Origin of the sequence: Brevibacterium sp. CFH 10365, assembly GCF_009299785.1 — a bacterium.
Taxonomy (GTDB): domain Bacteria; phylum Actinomycetota; class Actinomycetes; order Actinomycetales; family Brevibacteriaceae; genus Brevibacterium; species Brevibacterium limosum.
In genome coordinates this window covers 130,265-146,284 of the sequence record NZ_VIGO01000001.1, presented here as the reverse complement: position 1 = coordinate 146,284, position 16,020 = coordinate 130,265, and the positions used below count along the sequence as shown (strand labels likewise).

Below are 16,020 nucleotides of genomic sequence, written 5' to 3'. Positions count from 1 at the left end.
GGACCGGTGACTCGTACACTGGTCCCACCTGGCCCAACAACGTCGTGACCGCCGCTTCCGGTGGGGTCACAGTAAGGAAGACATATGGCACAGCTGCCCCCGCTCCCGCAGAACTTCACCTACTCCGCCGAACACGAATGGGTCGACGGCCAGGCCGATGAGCTCGTCGGCAAGACCGTCAAGGTCGGCATCACCGCCGTCGCCTCCGATGCCCTAGGCGAGGTCGTCTACGTCGACCTGCCCGAGGTCGGCGACACTATCACCGCTGGTGAGACCTGTGGTGAGGTCGAATCCACGAAGTCCGTGTCCGACCTCTACACCCCGGTGACCGGTGAGATCATCACCATCAACGAGGCTGCCGTGGACTCACCCGGACTGCTCAACTCCGACCCCTACGGCGAGGGTTGGCTGTTCGAAGTCGCCGTGACCGAGGTCGGCGAGGTCATGGACGCCGCCGGCTACGCCGAGGCGAACTCTCTCTGACGCTCTCCCTCCCCGCAGCGGGGCCGACAGAAGGCCGAGCCGGTCTCTCGTCGGCCCCGCTGTGCATATCCACAGAAACGAAGTGATTGCCATGCCCTTGAGTGTCTTCGACCTCTTCACGGTCGGCATCGGACCCTCGAGTTCCCACACGGTCGGGCCGATGCGTGCCGGCGCGAGCTTCATCGACCTCCTCGGCGATGCGCTGGGATCCGTGGCGGATCTGCGCGTCGACGTATTCGGTTCCCTGGCCGCCACCGGCGCCGGTCACGGGACCTTCGACGCCATCCTCATCGGCCTCGAAGGCTGCCGCCCCGACCTCATCGAAGCCAACGAACTCACCGCCCGGCGGACACGGATGTCCGAGACCGGGAAGATCATCCTCGGCGATTCCACCGGCAACGGCGTCGAACTCGCGTTCACCGAGGATGACATGGTCAAACGACCGCTGACCGTCCTCCCGCGCCACACCAACGCCATGACCGTGACCGCCTATGACGCCTCCGGAGGGACCCTCGCCGAGGAGACCTACTACTCCGTGGGCGGCGGATTCGTGACCTCGGAGACCGAATTCCTCGACAAGGAGAAGACCGCCGAGGCGGACGTCGCAGACGACAGCGGAGACGCCGAGTTCGCGGTCGCGGATTCCGTCGTCGACGCCGAGCTCGAGTCGTATGACGAGGAGCTGCCCTATCCGTTCCACTCGGGCGGCGAGCTGCTTCAGCGCTGCCGCGAGAACGACCTGTCGATCGCCGAGATCATGCACGCCAACGAACTGTCGATGCGAGACGACGACGAGATCCGGCACGGCCTGCTGCACATCTACTCGGTGATGGAGGAGTGCGCTTCGGCATCCCTGGACCGCTCGGGCTATCTGCCCGGCGGACTCAAGGTGCGTCGCCGTGCCCACGACTGGTACCTCAAGCTCAAGGCCGAGGACCCGAACCGGGATCCCGGCTACTACCTCGAGTGGGTCAACCTCATCGCGATGGCCGTGAATGAGGAGAACGCTTCGGGCGGCCGCGTCGTCACCGCACCCACGAACGGGGCGGCCGGCATCATCCCTGCCGTGCTGCACTATGCGCTCAACTACGTTCCCGCAGTGGCGGAGGGCGGAGAACCCGCTAAGCATCGGGCCATCGTCGATTTCCTGCTCACCGCGGCGGCCATCGGAGTCCTGTACAAGGAGCGGGCCTCGATCTCCGGCGCCGAGGTGGGCTGCCAGGGTGAGGTCGGATCCGCCTCGTCGATGGCTGCCGGGGGACTGGCCGCCGTGATGGGCGGGACGCCCGAGCAGGTGGAGAACGCCGCCGAGATCGCCATGGAACACAACCTCGGCCTGACCTGCGACCCGATCTCCGGTCTCGTGCAGGTGCCGTGCATCGAGCGCAACGCGATCGCCGCCGGTAAGGCCATCAATGCCTCCCGCATGGCGCTGTGGGGCGACGGGCAGCACCGGGTCAGCCTCGACGAGGTGATCGAGACGATGCGCCAGACCGGCGCGGACATGTCCTCGAAGTACAAGGAGACGGCGATGGGCGGCCTCGCCGTCAACGTCGTCGAGTGCTGAGGCAGGTGCGCCGGGGGCGGATTCTCTGGCCGATCCACGTCGTCGAGCTCCGAAGTCGACGCGGCGCACTTTCGTCCGTAGCCCCGCAATCGCCTCGAAGCCGCTCACTGAGCCTCAGGAGGCGACGCCCGGCAACAGGCATCCTTGCTGTCTCAATTCACGTGAAGTGACATGGAACACGTGGAACCCTTGTTCCAACTGCGCCCTAATGTAACGAAACGATAACGAACCTCCGGCGCGGGATGAGCGCGAAGGAGCGCCCCGTCACATCCCAACGATGCCATGGGCAAGGCCGGGTCTGTTACATGTCAGTAGGTCGGGGTGAGGGTTGCGGAAGTGCCCCGAAATCGACGGTTTCGGGGTTGACGCTCATTCTCATCCCGTTAGGTTTAATGGCGTGAGAAACGCACTCGCTGAACCGAAGACGCAAACCGACGTCCGTACTCCCGAGCTGGAGGACGGACAACATCTATGGCGGCTCGCGAAAGATACAGCCGTGCTCGATCTGAACTCGTCGTACTCCTATCTGCTGTGGTGCCGCGACTTCGCGGACACCTCGGTGATTGCGCGTATCGGCGGAGAGCCCGCCGGCTTCATCACCGGGTATACCCGTCCGGAGAATCCGGACACCCTGATGATCTGGCAGGTCGCCGTCGACGAGAAGTTCCGTGGTCACGGACTCGCCTCGACCATGCTCCACGAGCTGGCCGATCGCACCGGCGCTCTCCGCATGGAGACGACGATCACCGATGACAACGCGGCGTCCAACCGTCTGTTCCAGGCATTTGCGGACCAGCGCGGGGCCGGTTACGACCGTCGCCCGCTGTTCACTCCGGAGATGTACCCGGACGGCCACGACACCGAGTACCTCTACGAGATCGCACCCCTGTAACGAGCCCCACCCCGGCACCGCGTGTACCCCTGATTCAAGGGAGTGGACGCGCCAGGTGCCAGGAGGCAGAAGAGATCGCCCGCAATGAGCGGCAGCGGCCACCGCCTCGGCGCCTGCATCCGATGCAGGCGCGCAACTCAAGAAGTCGAAAGGACTCAAGTCATGACTGAAAGCTCTAAGCCCGCACCATCTGACAAGCCCGACATCTTCGAAACTCGCGAATCTGCTGTGCGCAGCTACTGCCGCTCCTGGCCCACCACCTTCGCCCGTTCGCAGGGCGCCAAGCAGTGGGATGAGGACGGCAACGAGTACCTCGACTTCTTCTCCGGTGCCGGTGCGCTCAACTACGGCCACAACAACCCGGCCGTGATGGGTCCGCTCATCGAATATCTGCAGTCGGGTGCCGTGCTGCACTCGATGGACATGAAGACCCCGGCCAAGCGCGAGTTCCTCCAGACCTTCCAGGATCTCATCCTCAAGCCGCGCGGACTCGACTACTCCGTGATGTTCCCCGGACCGACGGGAACCAACACCGTCGAGGCGGCCCTCAAGCTCGCCCGCAAGGTGACCGGACGTCAGCACATGCTCTCGTTCACCAATGCCTTCCACGGCATGACGCTGGGATCGCTGTCGGTGACCGGCAACTCGATGAAGCGCGAAGGCGCAGGCATCCCGCTGACCAACAGCTCGAAGATTCCCTACGACGACTACTTCGATGGTGAGATCCCGGACTTCCTGTGGCTGGAGAGGGTCCTCGCAGACTCCGGTTCGGGCGTCGACAAGCCTGCCGCCGTCATCGTCGAGACTGTGCAGGGTGAGGGCGGACTGCGTGCCGCTCGCGCCGAATGGCTGCGCGCCCTGTCGGAGCTGACGAAGAAGCACGACATCCTTCTCATCGTCGATGACGTGCAGGCCGGCTGTGGCCGCACCGGTTCGTTCTTCAGCTTCGAAGAGGCCGGCATCGAGCCTGACATCGTCTGCCTGTCGAAGTCGATCTCCGGCTCGGGCCTGCCGCTGGCACTGACCCTGTTCCGTCCCGAGCTCGACGTCTGGGAGCCCGGCGAGCACAACGGCACCTTCCGCGGGAACAACCCCGCATTCGTGACCGCGACCGCCGCCATAAAGAACTTCTGGGCCGACAACGAGTTCCAGAACCAGCTCGCCGACACCATCGCCGAACTCCACCAGCGTCTCGACACGATCGTCGAGAAGGCTGAGGGCGCATCGATCCGCGGACGCGGCCTGCTGGCCGGACTCTGCTTCGAAGACATCGAGGTGGCCGAGAAGGTCGCCGCCTATGCGTTCGAGAACGGCCTCCTGCTCGAGACCTCGGGCGCCGATGACGAAGTCATCAAGATCATGCCGCCGCTGACGATCGACTCGCGCGATCTGCAGGCCGGTCTGGACATCATCGAGGCCGGAGTGCTCAAGTTCGCTCCTGCCGCCGCTGAGGCCGCACTGGCCTGATCCCACCTCTGCCGGGCCGGCGTCGCAATGAGTGGCGCCGGCCCGAGCTTTGGGCGGAATCGACACCTGTTCGATCGCCCACCCGGGCTGACGGACGCCGTTGGTTTACAGCGGAAGTCCGCCGCCCACCCCCGAAACTTTCCACGACCTTGATCGAAAGGACCACAAATGTACGTAGTCAACCGCGATGACCTCAACGACACCGACCGCGATATCAAGTCGGAGACCTGGCGCAGCCGCCGCATGGTGCTCGGCAAGGAGCGCGTCGGATTCTCGTTCCACGACACCGTGATCTACGCCGGAACCACCTCGACGTTCCACTACCAGAACCACGTCGAAGCCGTGTACTGCGTGCAGGGCAAGGGCACGCTGACCGATCAGGAGACCGGGAAGGAATACCCCCTCCACGACGGCGTCATGTACCTCCTCGACGGACACGAGAAGCACACCGTTGTCGCCGAGGAAGAGCTGCGCATGGCCTGCGTGTTCAATCCGCCGGTCACCGGTCGTGAGGTCCACGACGAGAACGGCGTGTACCCGCTCATCCTCGAAGATGAGGCGGCACCCGCGAACTGATTCAGTTCCCCTCGCCGAGGCGGCCCGAGCGTTTTCGCTCGGGCCGCCTTTGTGGTGGTAGAGCCGGGGTGGTGTGTGGGCTCTGGTGGGGTCACCGGTGGGAGACCCTGGGTTGGCGCTGCTCCGAGTAAACTTCACGCGTGGTATTGTTCGGTCATACAACTTTCAATGTTCGCCACCTGACGCTGCCGACTGCACTCTCGTTGACTCCAACTTAGGCATATCGTTCATCCCCTTCTTCAGTTGGAGTCTCCATGAAGTTCCTCAAGCGCGCCCTCGTGGCGTCAATCGCTGCACTTGCCCTCTCTGTCGGTCCGGCAGTTTCGGCCGAGGCTGCCACAATGTCATTCGACGTGACCAAGTTGTCCGCAAGCAACATGGTGATATCGAATTCGAACTGCAAGTACTTCAACGTCTATCTCAAGTACAAGAAGAAGAACGTCGATTCGTGGACGGTGGACGCGGACATTGCGGGGCGGCACGGAAGTGCCACTGAAGCCTACTTCGGCAATTACACGAGCCCCAGTAATAAAGATCGCGCAATGGTCTGTCCGAGCCTCGACGGTCTCGGGAAATACAGAATGGGTCCGTCCGAGATCGACGCTGACTACGACGACGCTGAATACAACTCGTATTGGTACGCCCGCACTGACTACACCAAGGGCTACTTCTACGTCCGTGGCAAGACCTACGCTTCGCTGTCCTCGAAGCGGAAAGGCAGCACCGTCACTCTGACTTCGTCGACGAAGGTCTACCACCCAGAGCACTACGGCAAGATCAAGTACAACCCGAAGGTGAAGTTCCAGGTCAAGTCAGGCAGCAAGTGGAAGACGCTGAAGACGGTCACCGCGAAGAAGGGCAAGGCCACGTACAAGGTGAAGTCGAAGAGCAAGAAGGCCTACCGTGTCACCTTCAGCCAGGTCAGCTGGGCGACCGGGGCCACGTCGAAGTCGGTCAAACGCTGACCGTCCAATGAATGACCGGCACGTTCGGGGCGATTCATCTCTAGGGATCGCCTCGAACGTGCCGGTCTCTCTGTTCTGTCTCTAACCGGGGTACCGGGGACGATGTCCTCCTGTTACGGTGGCCGCACAACCTGATCTGCGGGGGCGATGAGCAGTAGCGCCACCGCCCCGGCAGACGGCACATAGCGAAGGAAGGAGAAATGATGACAGCAATGTCAGCTGCGACCGCAACCACAGATCTCTATCCGACTCGCTCCGGTGAGACCACTGAGGTTCTCCCGCGCACGGGTCCGATCGTCTTCGGTTCTCCCGAAGACGGCCCCCTCGAAGCGGCGGAGCTCAAGCACTTCGAGGACACGGGCTATCTGACGATCGATCAGCTCATCACACCCGAAGAGCTCAAACTCTTCACCGACGAGCTCCAAAGGCTTTCGCGCGACCCGGAGGTGAAGGCCGATGAGCGCACCGTCGTCGAAGCCGAGTCCGACGAGGTCCGGTCGATATTCGATATCCATCGCACCAATGAGATCTTCAGAAAGATCGCGAACGATCCGCGTCTCGTCGACCGCGCACGGCAGATCCTCGGAACCGATGTCTATATCCATCAGAGCCGGATCAACTACAAGCCGGGATTCGTGGGCAAGGAGTTCTCCTGGCATTCGGACTTCGAGACCTGGCACGCTGAGGACGGAATGCCCGCTCCGCGTGCGGTGAGCCTTTCGCTGTCGCTGACGGACAACTACTCGTTCAACGGTCCGCTGATGATCATGCCCGGCTCGCACAAGCGCTACATCAGCTGTGTGGGAGGCACTCCCGAGGACAACTATCGGAAGTCCCTCATCATGCAGGGTGCAGGCACCCCGGATCGTCAGACTCTCAGCGACTTCGCCGACGAATACGGCATCGACGTGCTCGAAGGAGCGGCCGGCGGAGCGATCATGTTCGACTCCAACTGCATGCATGCGTCGAACGGCAACGTCACTCCGTTCTCGCGCTCGAATATCTTCATCGTGTACAACTCGGTGGAGAATACCTGTGTGGAACCCTTCGCAGCGCCGAAGCCGCGTCCGGAGTTCGTCGGCAGCACGGACGTCACTCCAGCCGGTCAGTGACGCCTCATGCGCAATTGGTCCGGCCGCTGATGCCTCGCCCATGCCTGACACTCCTCGTGGAATGAGCACATCTGCACAGTGGGGGACCGGTGCCGCAGTCCCGGTGCCGGGCCCCTTCGCCTCCCCGCAGACCTCGACGGGTCGCGGCTACTCGATGATCCTCAGGTCAGTCCCACGCATCACCCCGCGGGATCCTTCGAACGGCCCGATGGTCTCCATCACGGGCAGGCACAGCACACCGAGGTCGGCCGATCTGCGTCCGCCAAACGATTTCGCTCGGACGTTCGCACCATAGCGGAGCTGGGCGAGTTCGCCGTCGGTCACCGTCCAGATGACGACCTGCGGGGGATCATCATTGGTCAGCGTGAACCGGTGGGGGTCGGCCGTGACCGACCATCCGGTCGCCTCGGCGAGGATGTCCGCCAGTTCCGAGCGGTCGACAGTCATGGGAACCTCTTGCTGTATATGAAGCATCGAAAACATATCGGGCGCTCCTGGGAAGGGGCGCCCGATGTGTGTGTGCGGAATCAGAATGCTCGCGGCATCACTCGCTGTCGGAGCGAACCTGCTTGCCGCGGTCGCGCCAGAACTCTGCGGTGGTCACCTCGTCGGTGCCGTCCCAGGCGTCGACTTCGGTGTTGATGCGCTTGAACGTCGGAAGGTCTCCGCGACGGAAGATCGGCTCGTGGCCTGCTCGGCGCTGCTTCTGATAGTTCTTCAGCAGCGCGAACACCAGCGGCGAGAGCATCAGCAGGGCGAAGAGGTTGATGAGCGCCATGATCGCCATGAAGATGTCTGCCGCGGTCCAGACCAGGTCGAGGGCCGCGATCGCGCCGATGAACACCGAGACCATGACGATGACCTGGTAGATGAGCAGGGCGCTCTTCTTCGTCGTCAAGTGCTCGATATTCGCTTCCCCGTAATAGTAGTTGCCGAGGATCGAGGAGAATGCGAAGAGGAAGATCGCCAGAGTGAGGAAGTGGATCGCCCACTGGCCGAGCTGACCGCTCAGCGCAGTCTGCGTGAGTTGGATGCCCTCGGCAGAGCTGCCGTACTTCGGGTTCGACAGCAAGATGATGAACGCGGTGATCGAGCAGACGAGGATCGTATCGAAGTAGACGCCCAGTGCCTGCACGAAGCCCTGCTTGGCCGGGTGCGACGCCGATGCCGTGGCAGCTGCGTTGGGCACCGAACCGATGCCGGCCTCGTTGGAGAAGAGACCACGCTGAACACCGATGAGCATGATCGAACCCAGCGTTCCGCCGGCGATCGAATTCATGCTGAACGCATCGGAGAAGATCGTGGCGATCATCGACGGCACGGCGCCGATGTTCATCACCACGACGATGATGCCGACGATGAGGTAGAGACCGGCCATGAACGGCACCAGATAAGCGGAGATGTTCGAGATGCGCTTGGCGCCGCCGGCGAAGATCGCAAATGCGGCGACGGCGATGATCGCACCGGCGATCGCGGCGAAGGTGCCGTCCGAACTGTCGACTCCGAAGGAGGCACCGACCGCGTCGACGATGGAGTTCGACTGCACGGAGTTGAAGATGATGCCGTAGGTGATGGCGACGATGACCGCGAAGACCAGCCCGAGCCACTTCATGTTCAGCCCGTGCTTGATGTAATAGGCCGGGCCGCCGCGGAAGTTCGGGCCGTCCTTGAGCTTGTACAGCTGGCCGAGAGCGGACTCGGCGAAGGCCGTGGCGCCGCCGACGATGGCCGTCAGCCACATCCAGAACATCGCTCCCGGACCGCCGAGCGAGATCGCCAGGGCGACACCGGCGATGTTCGCCGTTCCCACCCGCGAGGCCGCGGAGATCGAGAAGGCACGGAACGGTGAGATGTTCCGGTTGCCCTCGGAATCCCGTCCGCCCGGCTCCGTCAGGGTGCGGAACATCTCGGGCAGCAGGCGGACCTGCACCACTCCCGTGCGGATGGTGAAATACAGACCAGTGGGGATGAGAACAGCCACGAGGATGTATGACGATACGGTGCTGACACTGTCGAATGCACCCTGGAGCATCTCCATAGAACTGCGCCTCCTTCGGCAATCGTGCTGGAGAGGATCGGAGGCGCGGAACGCGAGAACTCCGTCCGTGGTTGAGCCCAGTCTGCCACCTGGCATCGAGCAGTGGGAGTGTGGGGTCTGTTCAGGCGACCAGAGGTGCCGAAAGGCCGGGCCCTTTGTAAACCCGCGTTCTTGCGAAAGAAGCGCAAAGCGGTGGCCGCGCAACCGATAGGGCGAGGCCCTCGGTTCCGCGACCACCGATATCTTCTGCAGTTCGGTTGACTGGAAGCGGTTCGTGTCTGAGCCTAGGAGATCCGTTTGAGCAGCTCGGGGCCCATAAGCACCTCGCCGCGTTCGAGTTCCCCGATGACATCGACCAACGCTCTCAGCCGCGGGGTAAGAACTCCCTGCTCTGACGCGATCGCGATGACCGGTTCGTACTGCGACGGCACCTCGGTCGGGCGTTTGCGGACATTTATATCGCGCCAGATCCCCGAGCGTGTCTTTGTCTGTCCCTCAAGCCATCGACAGAGAGAGTCGAACGCCGATTCGACGACTCGCTCGGGCCTTCCATCCCGGTAGTCGTCGGGGGCGAAGGCGTCGAAGCTCTCGAGCCGGATGCCGAGCTCGTCGGAGATTGCATACACTTCACGTGCCAGACCGAGCATCGTGGCACGATTCGAATCCACGACCGAAGCCATGTCTTCGTCGACGAGCGAAGTTGCGGTGAGCATCGCCCCGAAGGCGAGCTTGGACCAGAGGAAGCCGGAGACGTTGCCGCTGACAATCGGCCTGCCCCAATGTGCAAGGTCGGCAGCGAGTTTTTCGACCCTCGGCCGAATGACTCCGTCTGCTCGGAGGTTCGCTTCAGCTCTCTCTGGAGTACGCGAACTGCATTCCCTATCGGCGCACTCCGCGGAGAACTCCCCGAGAGCGATGGTTCCGATACCACCGTCCTTGATCACGCCGGGCTGGAGGACATCGGCGAAAAGGTCGACAAAGGCGATGACAGTGCGTTCGATCCCGATGCGCTCGGCGATGGCAGCCTCGTTGAGGCCGTTCTGCAGTGAAGCGACGTAGCCGTCTTCTCGCAGTCGAGGCGCAATCCACTCCATTGCCGAAGAAGTTGCCTGGGATTTCACGGCCAGCAGAACCGGACCGAGTTCCTCGGGCGCATCGACGGGGTCGAACGCAGGAAGGTCGACACTCAGAGATTCCTCTGGCCCTTCGATCTTCAGTCCCGCGCTGCGGATTGCAGCAACGTGTTCGGTGTCCGCGTCGACTATTTGCACCGGATGACCGGCCAAGGCGATGTGTGCAGCGAGCGTACCGCCAATCGCGCCGCCGCCGACGACTGTGTAGATGTCCGATGGCGCTGGTGTTTCTGTGGTCACTAGTTGCAGTCCTCTTTCTCATTATCACTGCCACCGAAGTGGGAGATATTCGCTGTGTGCAATTCGGGCTCGATCTCCGTGCGGGGCTCAGGCCAGTGCAGAGGGAGATTGAGTGCGCCGGCTGCAGATCCGCCATCGACGCGCACTATCTCTCCGGTCACCCAGCTGGCGTCTGCGGACGCGAGCCAGAGTACAGCTCGCGCGATGTCATCAGCCCGTCCCTTACGCCCCAGTGGGTTGATGGATACTGCGGCGACATAGTCGTCGGTGAGTCTGTTGAGTTCGCTGTCGACGACGACGAAGCCGGGAGCGACGGCATTGACGCGAATGCCGAACTCACCGAGTTCGAGAGCACTTGCTCGGGTGACCATCTCGACGGCCGCCTTCGACGTCGAGTACGGTGCGGCTCCAGGACGTGCACGCAGTGCCGCTCCAGAGGAGATATTGATGACGGCAGGAAGACCGGGAGGCATCTCCTGGTCGAGACGGCGTACCTGTTTGGCGAACTCGACAGTCAGCAGTTGAGGAGCGCGAACGTTGATCGCCTGCACGGCGTCCCATACTTCGGCGGTGATGTCGAGAAACGGAACTGCAGGATAGACACCTGCGGAGTTGACGAGTACATGTACCGGAGCGATCGCGAACGAAGTTTCCACCACCGAGGTGAGGGCAGATGGGTCGCGCAGATCTGCAATGATCGGGGTGGCTTCTGTGCCTCCTCGGCGAAGCTCGTCACAGAATGCTCTCAGGGCAGCCTCATCGAAGTCGACGAGGGCGAGGCGAGACCCACGAGTGGCGTAGGTGCGGGCGATCTCCCGGCCGATGCCGCTGGCGGCACCGGTGATCAGAACATGTGGTGCGAACGGTGTCATACGAGCTTCTTTCCCTTTGTCTCAGGCATTGTGAGATAGACAGCGAGGCCGATGGCAGCGGCGACAGCACAGTAGATCCATACCTTGTCCCCAGCTCCGATGTCGTTCATCCACGTGATGATGTATGGAGCGGTGCCTCCGAAGATAGCTACTGCGAGGGCGTAGGGGAGGCCGATACCGGTGGCTCGGACCTCGGGTGGGAACTGTTCCGCCATGATCACGGCGCAGTTGGCGGAATATCCGAGCAGCAGCGTCATACCGATGAGTTCGACAACAAGGAAGATCCAGAAATTGTTGTCGAGGAAATTGAGCAAGGGAAACGCCAAAACAAGGAATCCAGCAGCGAAAGCCGACATCGTCGGTTTCCGACCGACTTTGTCCGAAAGGAGACCGACGAAAGGAAGCGCGCAGATGAAATAGGCGATGGCAATGAAATTCGCGGTCAGCGCCTGATTGAGCGGCAACCCTGTCGCGACATGCGCGTAGGTAGGCAGGTAGGAGACCCAGATGTAGTAGAGCAGCGTGCCGGCGATCGTGATTCCGAAGACGCGTGCGACAGCACCGGGGTGTTGCGTGAACATCGCTAGGTATGAGCGCTTCGGCTCATCTGTCGACTTCTCGGCTTTGACCGCTTCGAAAGACTCTGACTCGGCCACATTGGACCTCAGCCAGAGGCCGAACAAGCCCAGTAGCGCACCGAGGGCGAAAGCGAGACGCCATCCCCAAGAGTCGAGGGCCTCAGAATCGAGCGCCGAAGTGATGACCGCTCCGATTCCGGCGGCCAAGAGGCTGCCCGCCCCCACGGAAACCTGCTGCCATGAACCAGCGAATGCACGGCGTTGAGGTGCAGCGGCCTCGACCATGAAAGCCGAGGAAGCACCGAATTCGCCTCCGGCGGAGAACCCTTGGAGCATACGAGCGAGCACGAGGATGATCGGTGCGAAGATGCCGATCATCGAGTAGTCGGGGGTGATGGCGATGATGGCCGAGGCGCCCGCCATGAGGCCGATGGTCAGTGCCATTCCCTTCTTTCGACCGTGTCGGTCGGCGAAGTTGCCGAGAACCGCAGCTCCGATCGGCCGCATGATGAAGCCGACAGCGAAGACCGCCAGGGTAGACAGGAGAGCGACCGCTGGGTCGCCGGCCGGGAAGAAGTGCACGGCGAAGACGGACGAGAAGGTCGTATAGATTGCCCAATCGACCCACTCGACAGTGTTGCCGACGGCTCCAGCGAGCAGCGCTTTGCGGCCCTTTGGGGACAGTTTTGTCTCGTGTGGTTGATTGGTCTGGGGTGCAGTGGACATTTCTGGGCCTATGCTTTCGCGAAAGTGACGGCACGTCGTTGATGCCGTCGGGGACAGAAGTCAGGATCGACCAGACGGCAGATCTGTGGTGGAACCAGGAGTCATGTCGATGATGTGTTGGGCGAGGTCAGCGTGGGTACCGAACCAAATGTTGTCGAAGGACCGGATGTGGCTGAGAAGCCGGTCGACCATCGCTAACCTTGAACGATGACCGCTGATATGCGGATGCAGAGTGAGTTCGAACATGCTGCCGGCGGTATAGGCGGCTTCGAATTCGTCTATCCAGATCCGCTCGACTTCGTAGGGCGACAGATGGGGTCGAAGGCCCCCGAAGCGATCCATCATGAAGTAGGGTGCATCATCTCTGACCCACTCGACGGGGATCTCGATGATTCCGGTCGGTGTGCCGTCGGCGTCGAGTTCGTAAGGTTCATCATCGGCCATAAGAGAGGAGTCATAGACGAGGTCGAGTTCCTTGATGACATGGAGCGTCGAATGTGAGAAGTCCCAGGACGGGGTGCGGATGCCGATCGGCCGAGTGCCACTGAGCTTCTCGAGTGTGTCAGCTGCTCGCCCCATGAGGTCGAGCTCTGCCTCATAGGGCAACTGTGTATTGCGCTCGTGAATCCATCCGTGTACGGCGACCTCGTGTCCGCCTGCCACGTAGGCGTCGATGTCTTGAGGGTGCAGCAGGGCGGAGACGGCGGGTACGTAGAAGCTTGTCGGCACCTCGTGGCGCGCGAGCATTTCCAGTATTCGCGGCACTGCCGAGCGGCTGCCATACTCTCCCTGTGCTAACGAACCCGGTGAGGTCTGGCCGTCGCGAAGGTATGGAGTTTCGTGGTCAGAGTCATAAGAGATGAGCACGGCGCACTTCGCAGCGTTCGGCCAACGTCGAGCAGGATCGCCGTGGACGAGCTTGCGTCCTGCGCGAACACGGTTGACCTCTCTCCGCCAAGTCTCTTCAGGCCATTGCCAGGGCGCTGTCGTTGTCATATCAGTAGGTAGTGAGGTCATTTCCGTCTCCTCTGGTTTATTGTTTGGTTGTGCTTCGCAGCTGTTTGAGGCGGGTGCCAATGGATGGCGCTGTGGCAGCGCTGAGGCTCGGCGCATTTTCCCGCGACTGCAGGCCCCATCTCTCACCGACGGGGTTGGAGATACTCAAGGGGGTCGAGCGGTTGTCCATCGGTTGCGTACCGGCCGTTCTCGAGCGTTGTCCAGACCCGTTTGTGCACTGCTGTCTGGACGCAGATGTCTGCCGTGCGAATGCCTGGCATTGAGGCGAGTACCTGTGTGGAGAACCGGAAAAGCTCGGCTCGATCGCGGACGATGAACTGACCGACCAGGTTTGACCGCCCCGTGGTGGCGGTGAGGTACTTCGTCGCAGGGTGTTCGGCGAGAGTTGATGCAGTTTCCATGAGGAAGCGTGGTTCGACTTCCAGCCACAGAAAGAACTCGGTAGTGAAGCCATAGTGAACCGGTTCGACGAGGATACGGAAGTCGAGAACCCCGGACCTTTGCAGTTGGTCGATGATGCGAGCGGCGGTGTTCTCTGACTTGCTGATCGCAGTGGCCAGAGCGCCGAGGCCAGTCCGGCCGTCATGCATGAGCATCCCGAGCACCTTGGCCTCGGAATCCGTCAGGTCGATGTGGGGCGCCGGCTCGGTTTCGATCGGAGCCAGACGTGTGGGGTCGGCAGATTCACGCGGAGGAGCCCAATCTTGGCCCGAAGCGAAGGCATGAGTGATGAGGAGGCTTTCAGCAGTCGCAGAAGTGCCTTCGGTGATCTCGCCGACTAGCCGGCCATAGTCCGTCCCCTCGGGCAACACCATCTCCGCGGTGATGTCGACGCTTCCGAGGAGCGTCGCGAAGAAGCGCACCTCTGGCCGAGTGCGGAGGCGTGAGACGAGCTCCGGGAGGTCCGCGCGGGTATTCGACAACCGCAGAAAGACGGGCATCCCCATTCCGAGTCGGGCAACATCGGTGGCCCCGACGACGCGAATGGTGCCTGTCGAATGCATTGCTTCGTATCGGCGGCGGACCGTAGCGGCGGAAACGTCCAGCTGCTCGGCGACTCTGGACCACGGTGCTCGACCGTCCCGGTGGAGGATGTCGATGATCGTGCGGTCGATGGGATCGAGAAATGTCGACGTCATTGTGCGTTGGTTCACAAGATGATCATATCCGTCAAAATATTTAATTCAAGTGCTCATTTGCTTCAAGAGAGATAATTCTGATGACGGTAAGCGAGACCTACTGGGGTTACCCTAATGCGAGCTTCATGAATCTGCGCCGTTCCTTGCACTGGATGATCGCAGTCTCAGCGCGGACACCGCCAGGATTCACGTCCCGTCTACCCGCGCATCACCCGGAACTTGCACAGGCCGCCTAATCTGGGCGCCCTAGTACTCATCGCTCGGTCGCCTAAGCAGCAGCTGAGCAACGCCACCCGCAGTCTCCGTGGAGGAGTTCTGAAATGCCCATCACCCTCGCCACCCCCACTTCCGATCCCTCACCCCGCGACCTCGGCGCCGTCGACAATGTCATCGATCCTGCCCGAGTCCGGGTCCCGCCTCTGGTCATCGCACACCGTGGTGCGTCGGCCGATTGGCCGGAGAACACGATCCCTGCGTTCATCGCCGGCATCGACCAGGGCGCGGACATGATCGAAACCGACGTCCACATGAGCGCCGACGGCGAGCTCGTGATCATGCACGACCCCACCGTCGATCGCACCACCGACGCCCGCGCCCTGTACCCGAACCGCGAAGGCCGCAGCATCGCGGGCATGAATGCCGCCCAGATCGCCACGCTCGACGCGGGGAGGTGGAAGGGCGAGGAATTCGCGGGCATCGGCGTGCCCCGCCTCGCCGAGGTGCTCACCCTCGCCCACGACACCCGCACGGGTCTGCTGCTCGAGGTCAAACATCCCGAAATGTATCCCGGAATCGCCGAGGCGATCGTGGCCGCCCTGCGTGCCGTGCCGAATTATCTCGACCGGGCTTTGGCCGCGGGCATGCTCGTGGTCCAGTCCGCGAACTGGGCGTTCATCGCCGAGTTCCACGCGCTCGCTCCGGAGATCCCGGTCGGCGTGCTCGGCCGCCCCTGCCCGGACGAACTCCAGGACTTCGCCGATTGGGTCGACCAGGTCAACCCCGAATTCTGCGCCGCCGACGAGGACTTCCTCACCGCCATCCACGAGCTCGGAATGACGAGTCTGGTGTGGACCGTCGACGACCTCGGCGAGATGGAACGGGCGATCGACGTCGGCGCCGACGGCATCATCACCAACGCCCCCGACCGCCTCGTCGAGGTCGTCGAAGCCCTCTGACGGCCGAGTGTGAGTCTCCCTGCCGACCGTGAACCGGCAG

The 16,020-nt window shown here is 62.3% G+C and carries 15 protein-coding genes; 8 read left to right on the top strand and 7 right to left on the bottom strand.

Features of this window, described 5'->3' with window-relative positions; genetic code table 11:
- Window positions 1–84: 84 nt before the first annotated feature.
- The 7 genes from gcvH (at window position 85) to thpD (ending at window position 7,062) form a co-directional block, all read left to right on the top strand.
- A complete protein-coding gene (gene gcvH, locus FHG09_RS00585; protein WP_193627228.1) occupies window positions 85–483 on the top strand; it encodes a glycine cleavage system protein GcvH in 399 nt (132 codons plus the stop codon).
- A 91-nt stretch (window positions 484–574) separates the two neighbouring features.
- Window positions 575–2,050, top strand: a complete 1,476-nt coding sequence (locus FHG09_RS00580; RefSeq protein WP_152345761.1) for an L-serine ammonia-lyase — start codon at window positions 575–577, stop codon at window positions 2,048–2,050.
- Window positions 2,051–2,447: 397 nt separating this feature from the next.
- The gene (ectA, locus tag FHG09_RS00575) at window positions 2,448–2,942 is read left to right on the top strand and encodes a diaminobutyrate acetyltransferase (RefSeq protein WP_152345760.1); all 495 of its coding nucleotides are present in this window, start codon (window positions 2,448–2,450) and stop codon (window positions 2,940–2,942) included.
- Between the two features lie 162 nt (window positions 2,943–3,104).
- Complete coding sequence (ectB, locus tag FHG09_RS00570; RefSeq protein WP_152345759.1) at window positions 3,105–4,409, top strand: diaminobutyrate--2-oxoglutarate transaminase; 1,305 nt, start codon at window positions 3,105–3,107, stop codon at window positions 4,407–4,409.
- 168 nt (window positions 4,410–4,577) lie between these two features.
- Entirely contained in the window at window positions 4,578–4,985 is a 408-nt protein-coding gene (locus FHG09_RS00565) for an ectoine synthase (RefSeq protein WP_152345758.1), read from the top strand.
- Between the two features lie 377 nt (window positions 4,986–5,362).
- The gene (locus FHG09_RS00560; RefSeq protein WP_152345757.1) at window positions 5,363–5,950 is read left to right on the top strand and encodes a hypothetical protein; all 588 of its coding nucleotides are present in this window, start codon (window positions 5,363–5,365) and stop codon (window positions 5,948–5,950) included.
- A 203-nt stretch (window positions 5,951–6,153) separates the two neighbouring features.
- Entirely contained in the window at window positions 6,154–7,062 is a 909-nt protein-coding gene (gene thpD, locus FHG09_RS00555; RefSeq protein ID WP_152345756.1) for an ectoine hydroxylase, read from the top strand.
- A 147-nt stretch (window positions 7,063–7,209) separates the two neighbouring features.
- Here thpD and FHG09_RS00550 read toward each other — a convergent pair whose 3' ends face one another.
- From FHG09_RS00550 to FHG09_RS00520, 7 genes are all read right to left on the bottom strand, one after another.
- Window positions 7,210–7,509, bottom strand: coding sequence for a hypothetical protein (locus FHG09_RS00550; RefSeq protein WP_152345755.1), 300 nt, complete (start codon window positions 7,507–7,509; stop codon window positions 7,210–7,212).
- Between the two features lie 97 nt (window positions 7,510–7,606).
- Complete coding sequence (locus tag FHG09_RS00545; RefSeq protein WP_152345754.1) at window positions 7,607–9,100, bottom strand: alanine/glycine:cation symporter family protein; 1,494 nt, start codon at window positions 9,098–9,100, stop codon at window positions 7,607–7,609.
- Between the two features lie 284 nt (window positions 9,101–9,384).
- Complete coding sequence (locus FHG09_RS00540) at window positions 9,385–10,473, bottom strand: ketopantoate reductase family protein (protein ID WP_152345753.1); 1,089 nt, start codon at window positions 10,471–10,473, stop codon at window positions 9,385–9,387.
- Window positions 10,473–11,345: an SDR family NAD(P)-dependent oxidoreductase gene (locus FHG09_RS00535; RefSeq protein ID WP_152345752.1), complete on the bottom strand. Its 873-nt coding sequence runs from the start codon at window positions 11,343–11,345 to the stop codon at window positions 10,473–10,475. The genes FHG09_RS00540 and FHG09_RS00535 overlap by 1 nt, the downstream gene beginning before the upstream one ends.
- Complete coding sequence (locus FHG09_RS00530) at window positions 11,342–12,649, bottom strand: MFS transporter (RefSeq protein WP_152345751.1); 1,308 nt, start codon at window positions 12,647–12,649, stop codon at window positions 11,342–11,344. The genes FHG09_RS00535 and FHG09_RS00530 overlap by 4 nt, the downstream gene beginning before the upstream one ends.
- 60 nt (window positions 12,650–12,709) lie before the next feature.
- Window positions 12,710–13,645 (bottom strand): polysaccharide deacetylase family protein, encoded by a 936-nt coding sequence (locus tag FHG09_RS00525; protein ID WP_227492516.1) that lies wholly within the window; start codon window positions 13,643–13,645, stop codon window positions 12,710–12,712.
- Window positions 13,646–13,788: 143 nt separating this feature from the next.
- A complete protein-coding gene (locus FHG09_RS00520; RefSeq protein ID WP_152345750.1) occupies window positions 13,789–14,805 on the bottom strand; it encodes an Lrp/AsnC family transcriptional regulator in 1,017 nt (338 codons plus the stop codon).
- Window positions 14,806–15,125: 320 nt separating this feature from the next.
- Here FHG09_RS00520 and FHG09_RS00515 point away from each other — a divergent pair, with 320 nt between their 5' ends.
- Window positions 15,126–15,980 carry a glycerophosphodiester phosphodiesterase gene (locus FHG09_RS00515; RefSeq protein ID WP_152345749.1) on the top strand — a complete coding sequence of 285 codons (855 nt, stop codon included), beginning with the start codon at window positions 15,126–15,128 and terminating at the stop codon, window positions 15,978–15,980.
- The last annotated feature ends 40 nt before the right edge of the window (window positions 15,981–16,020 follow it).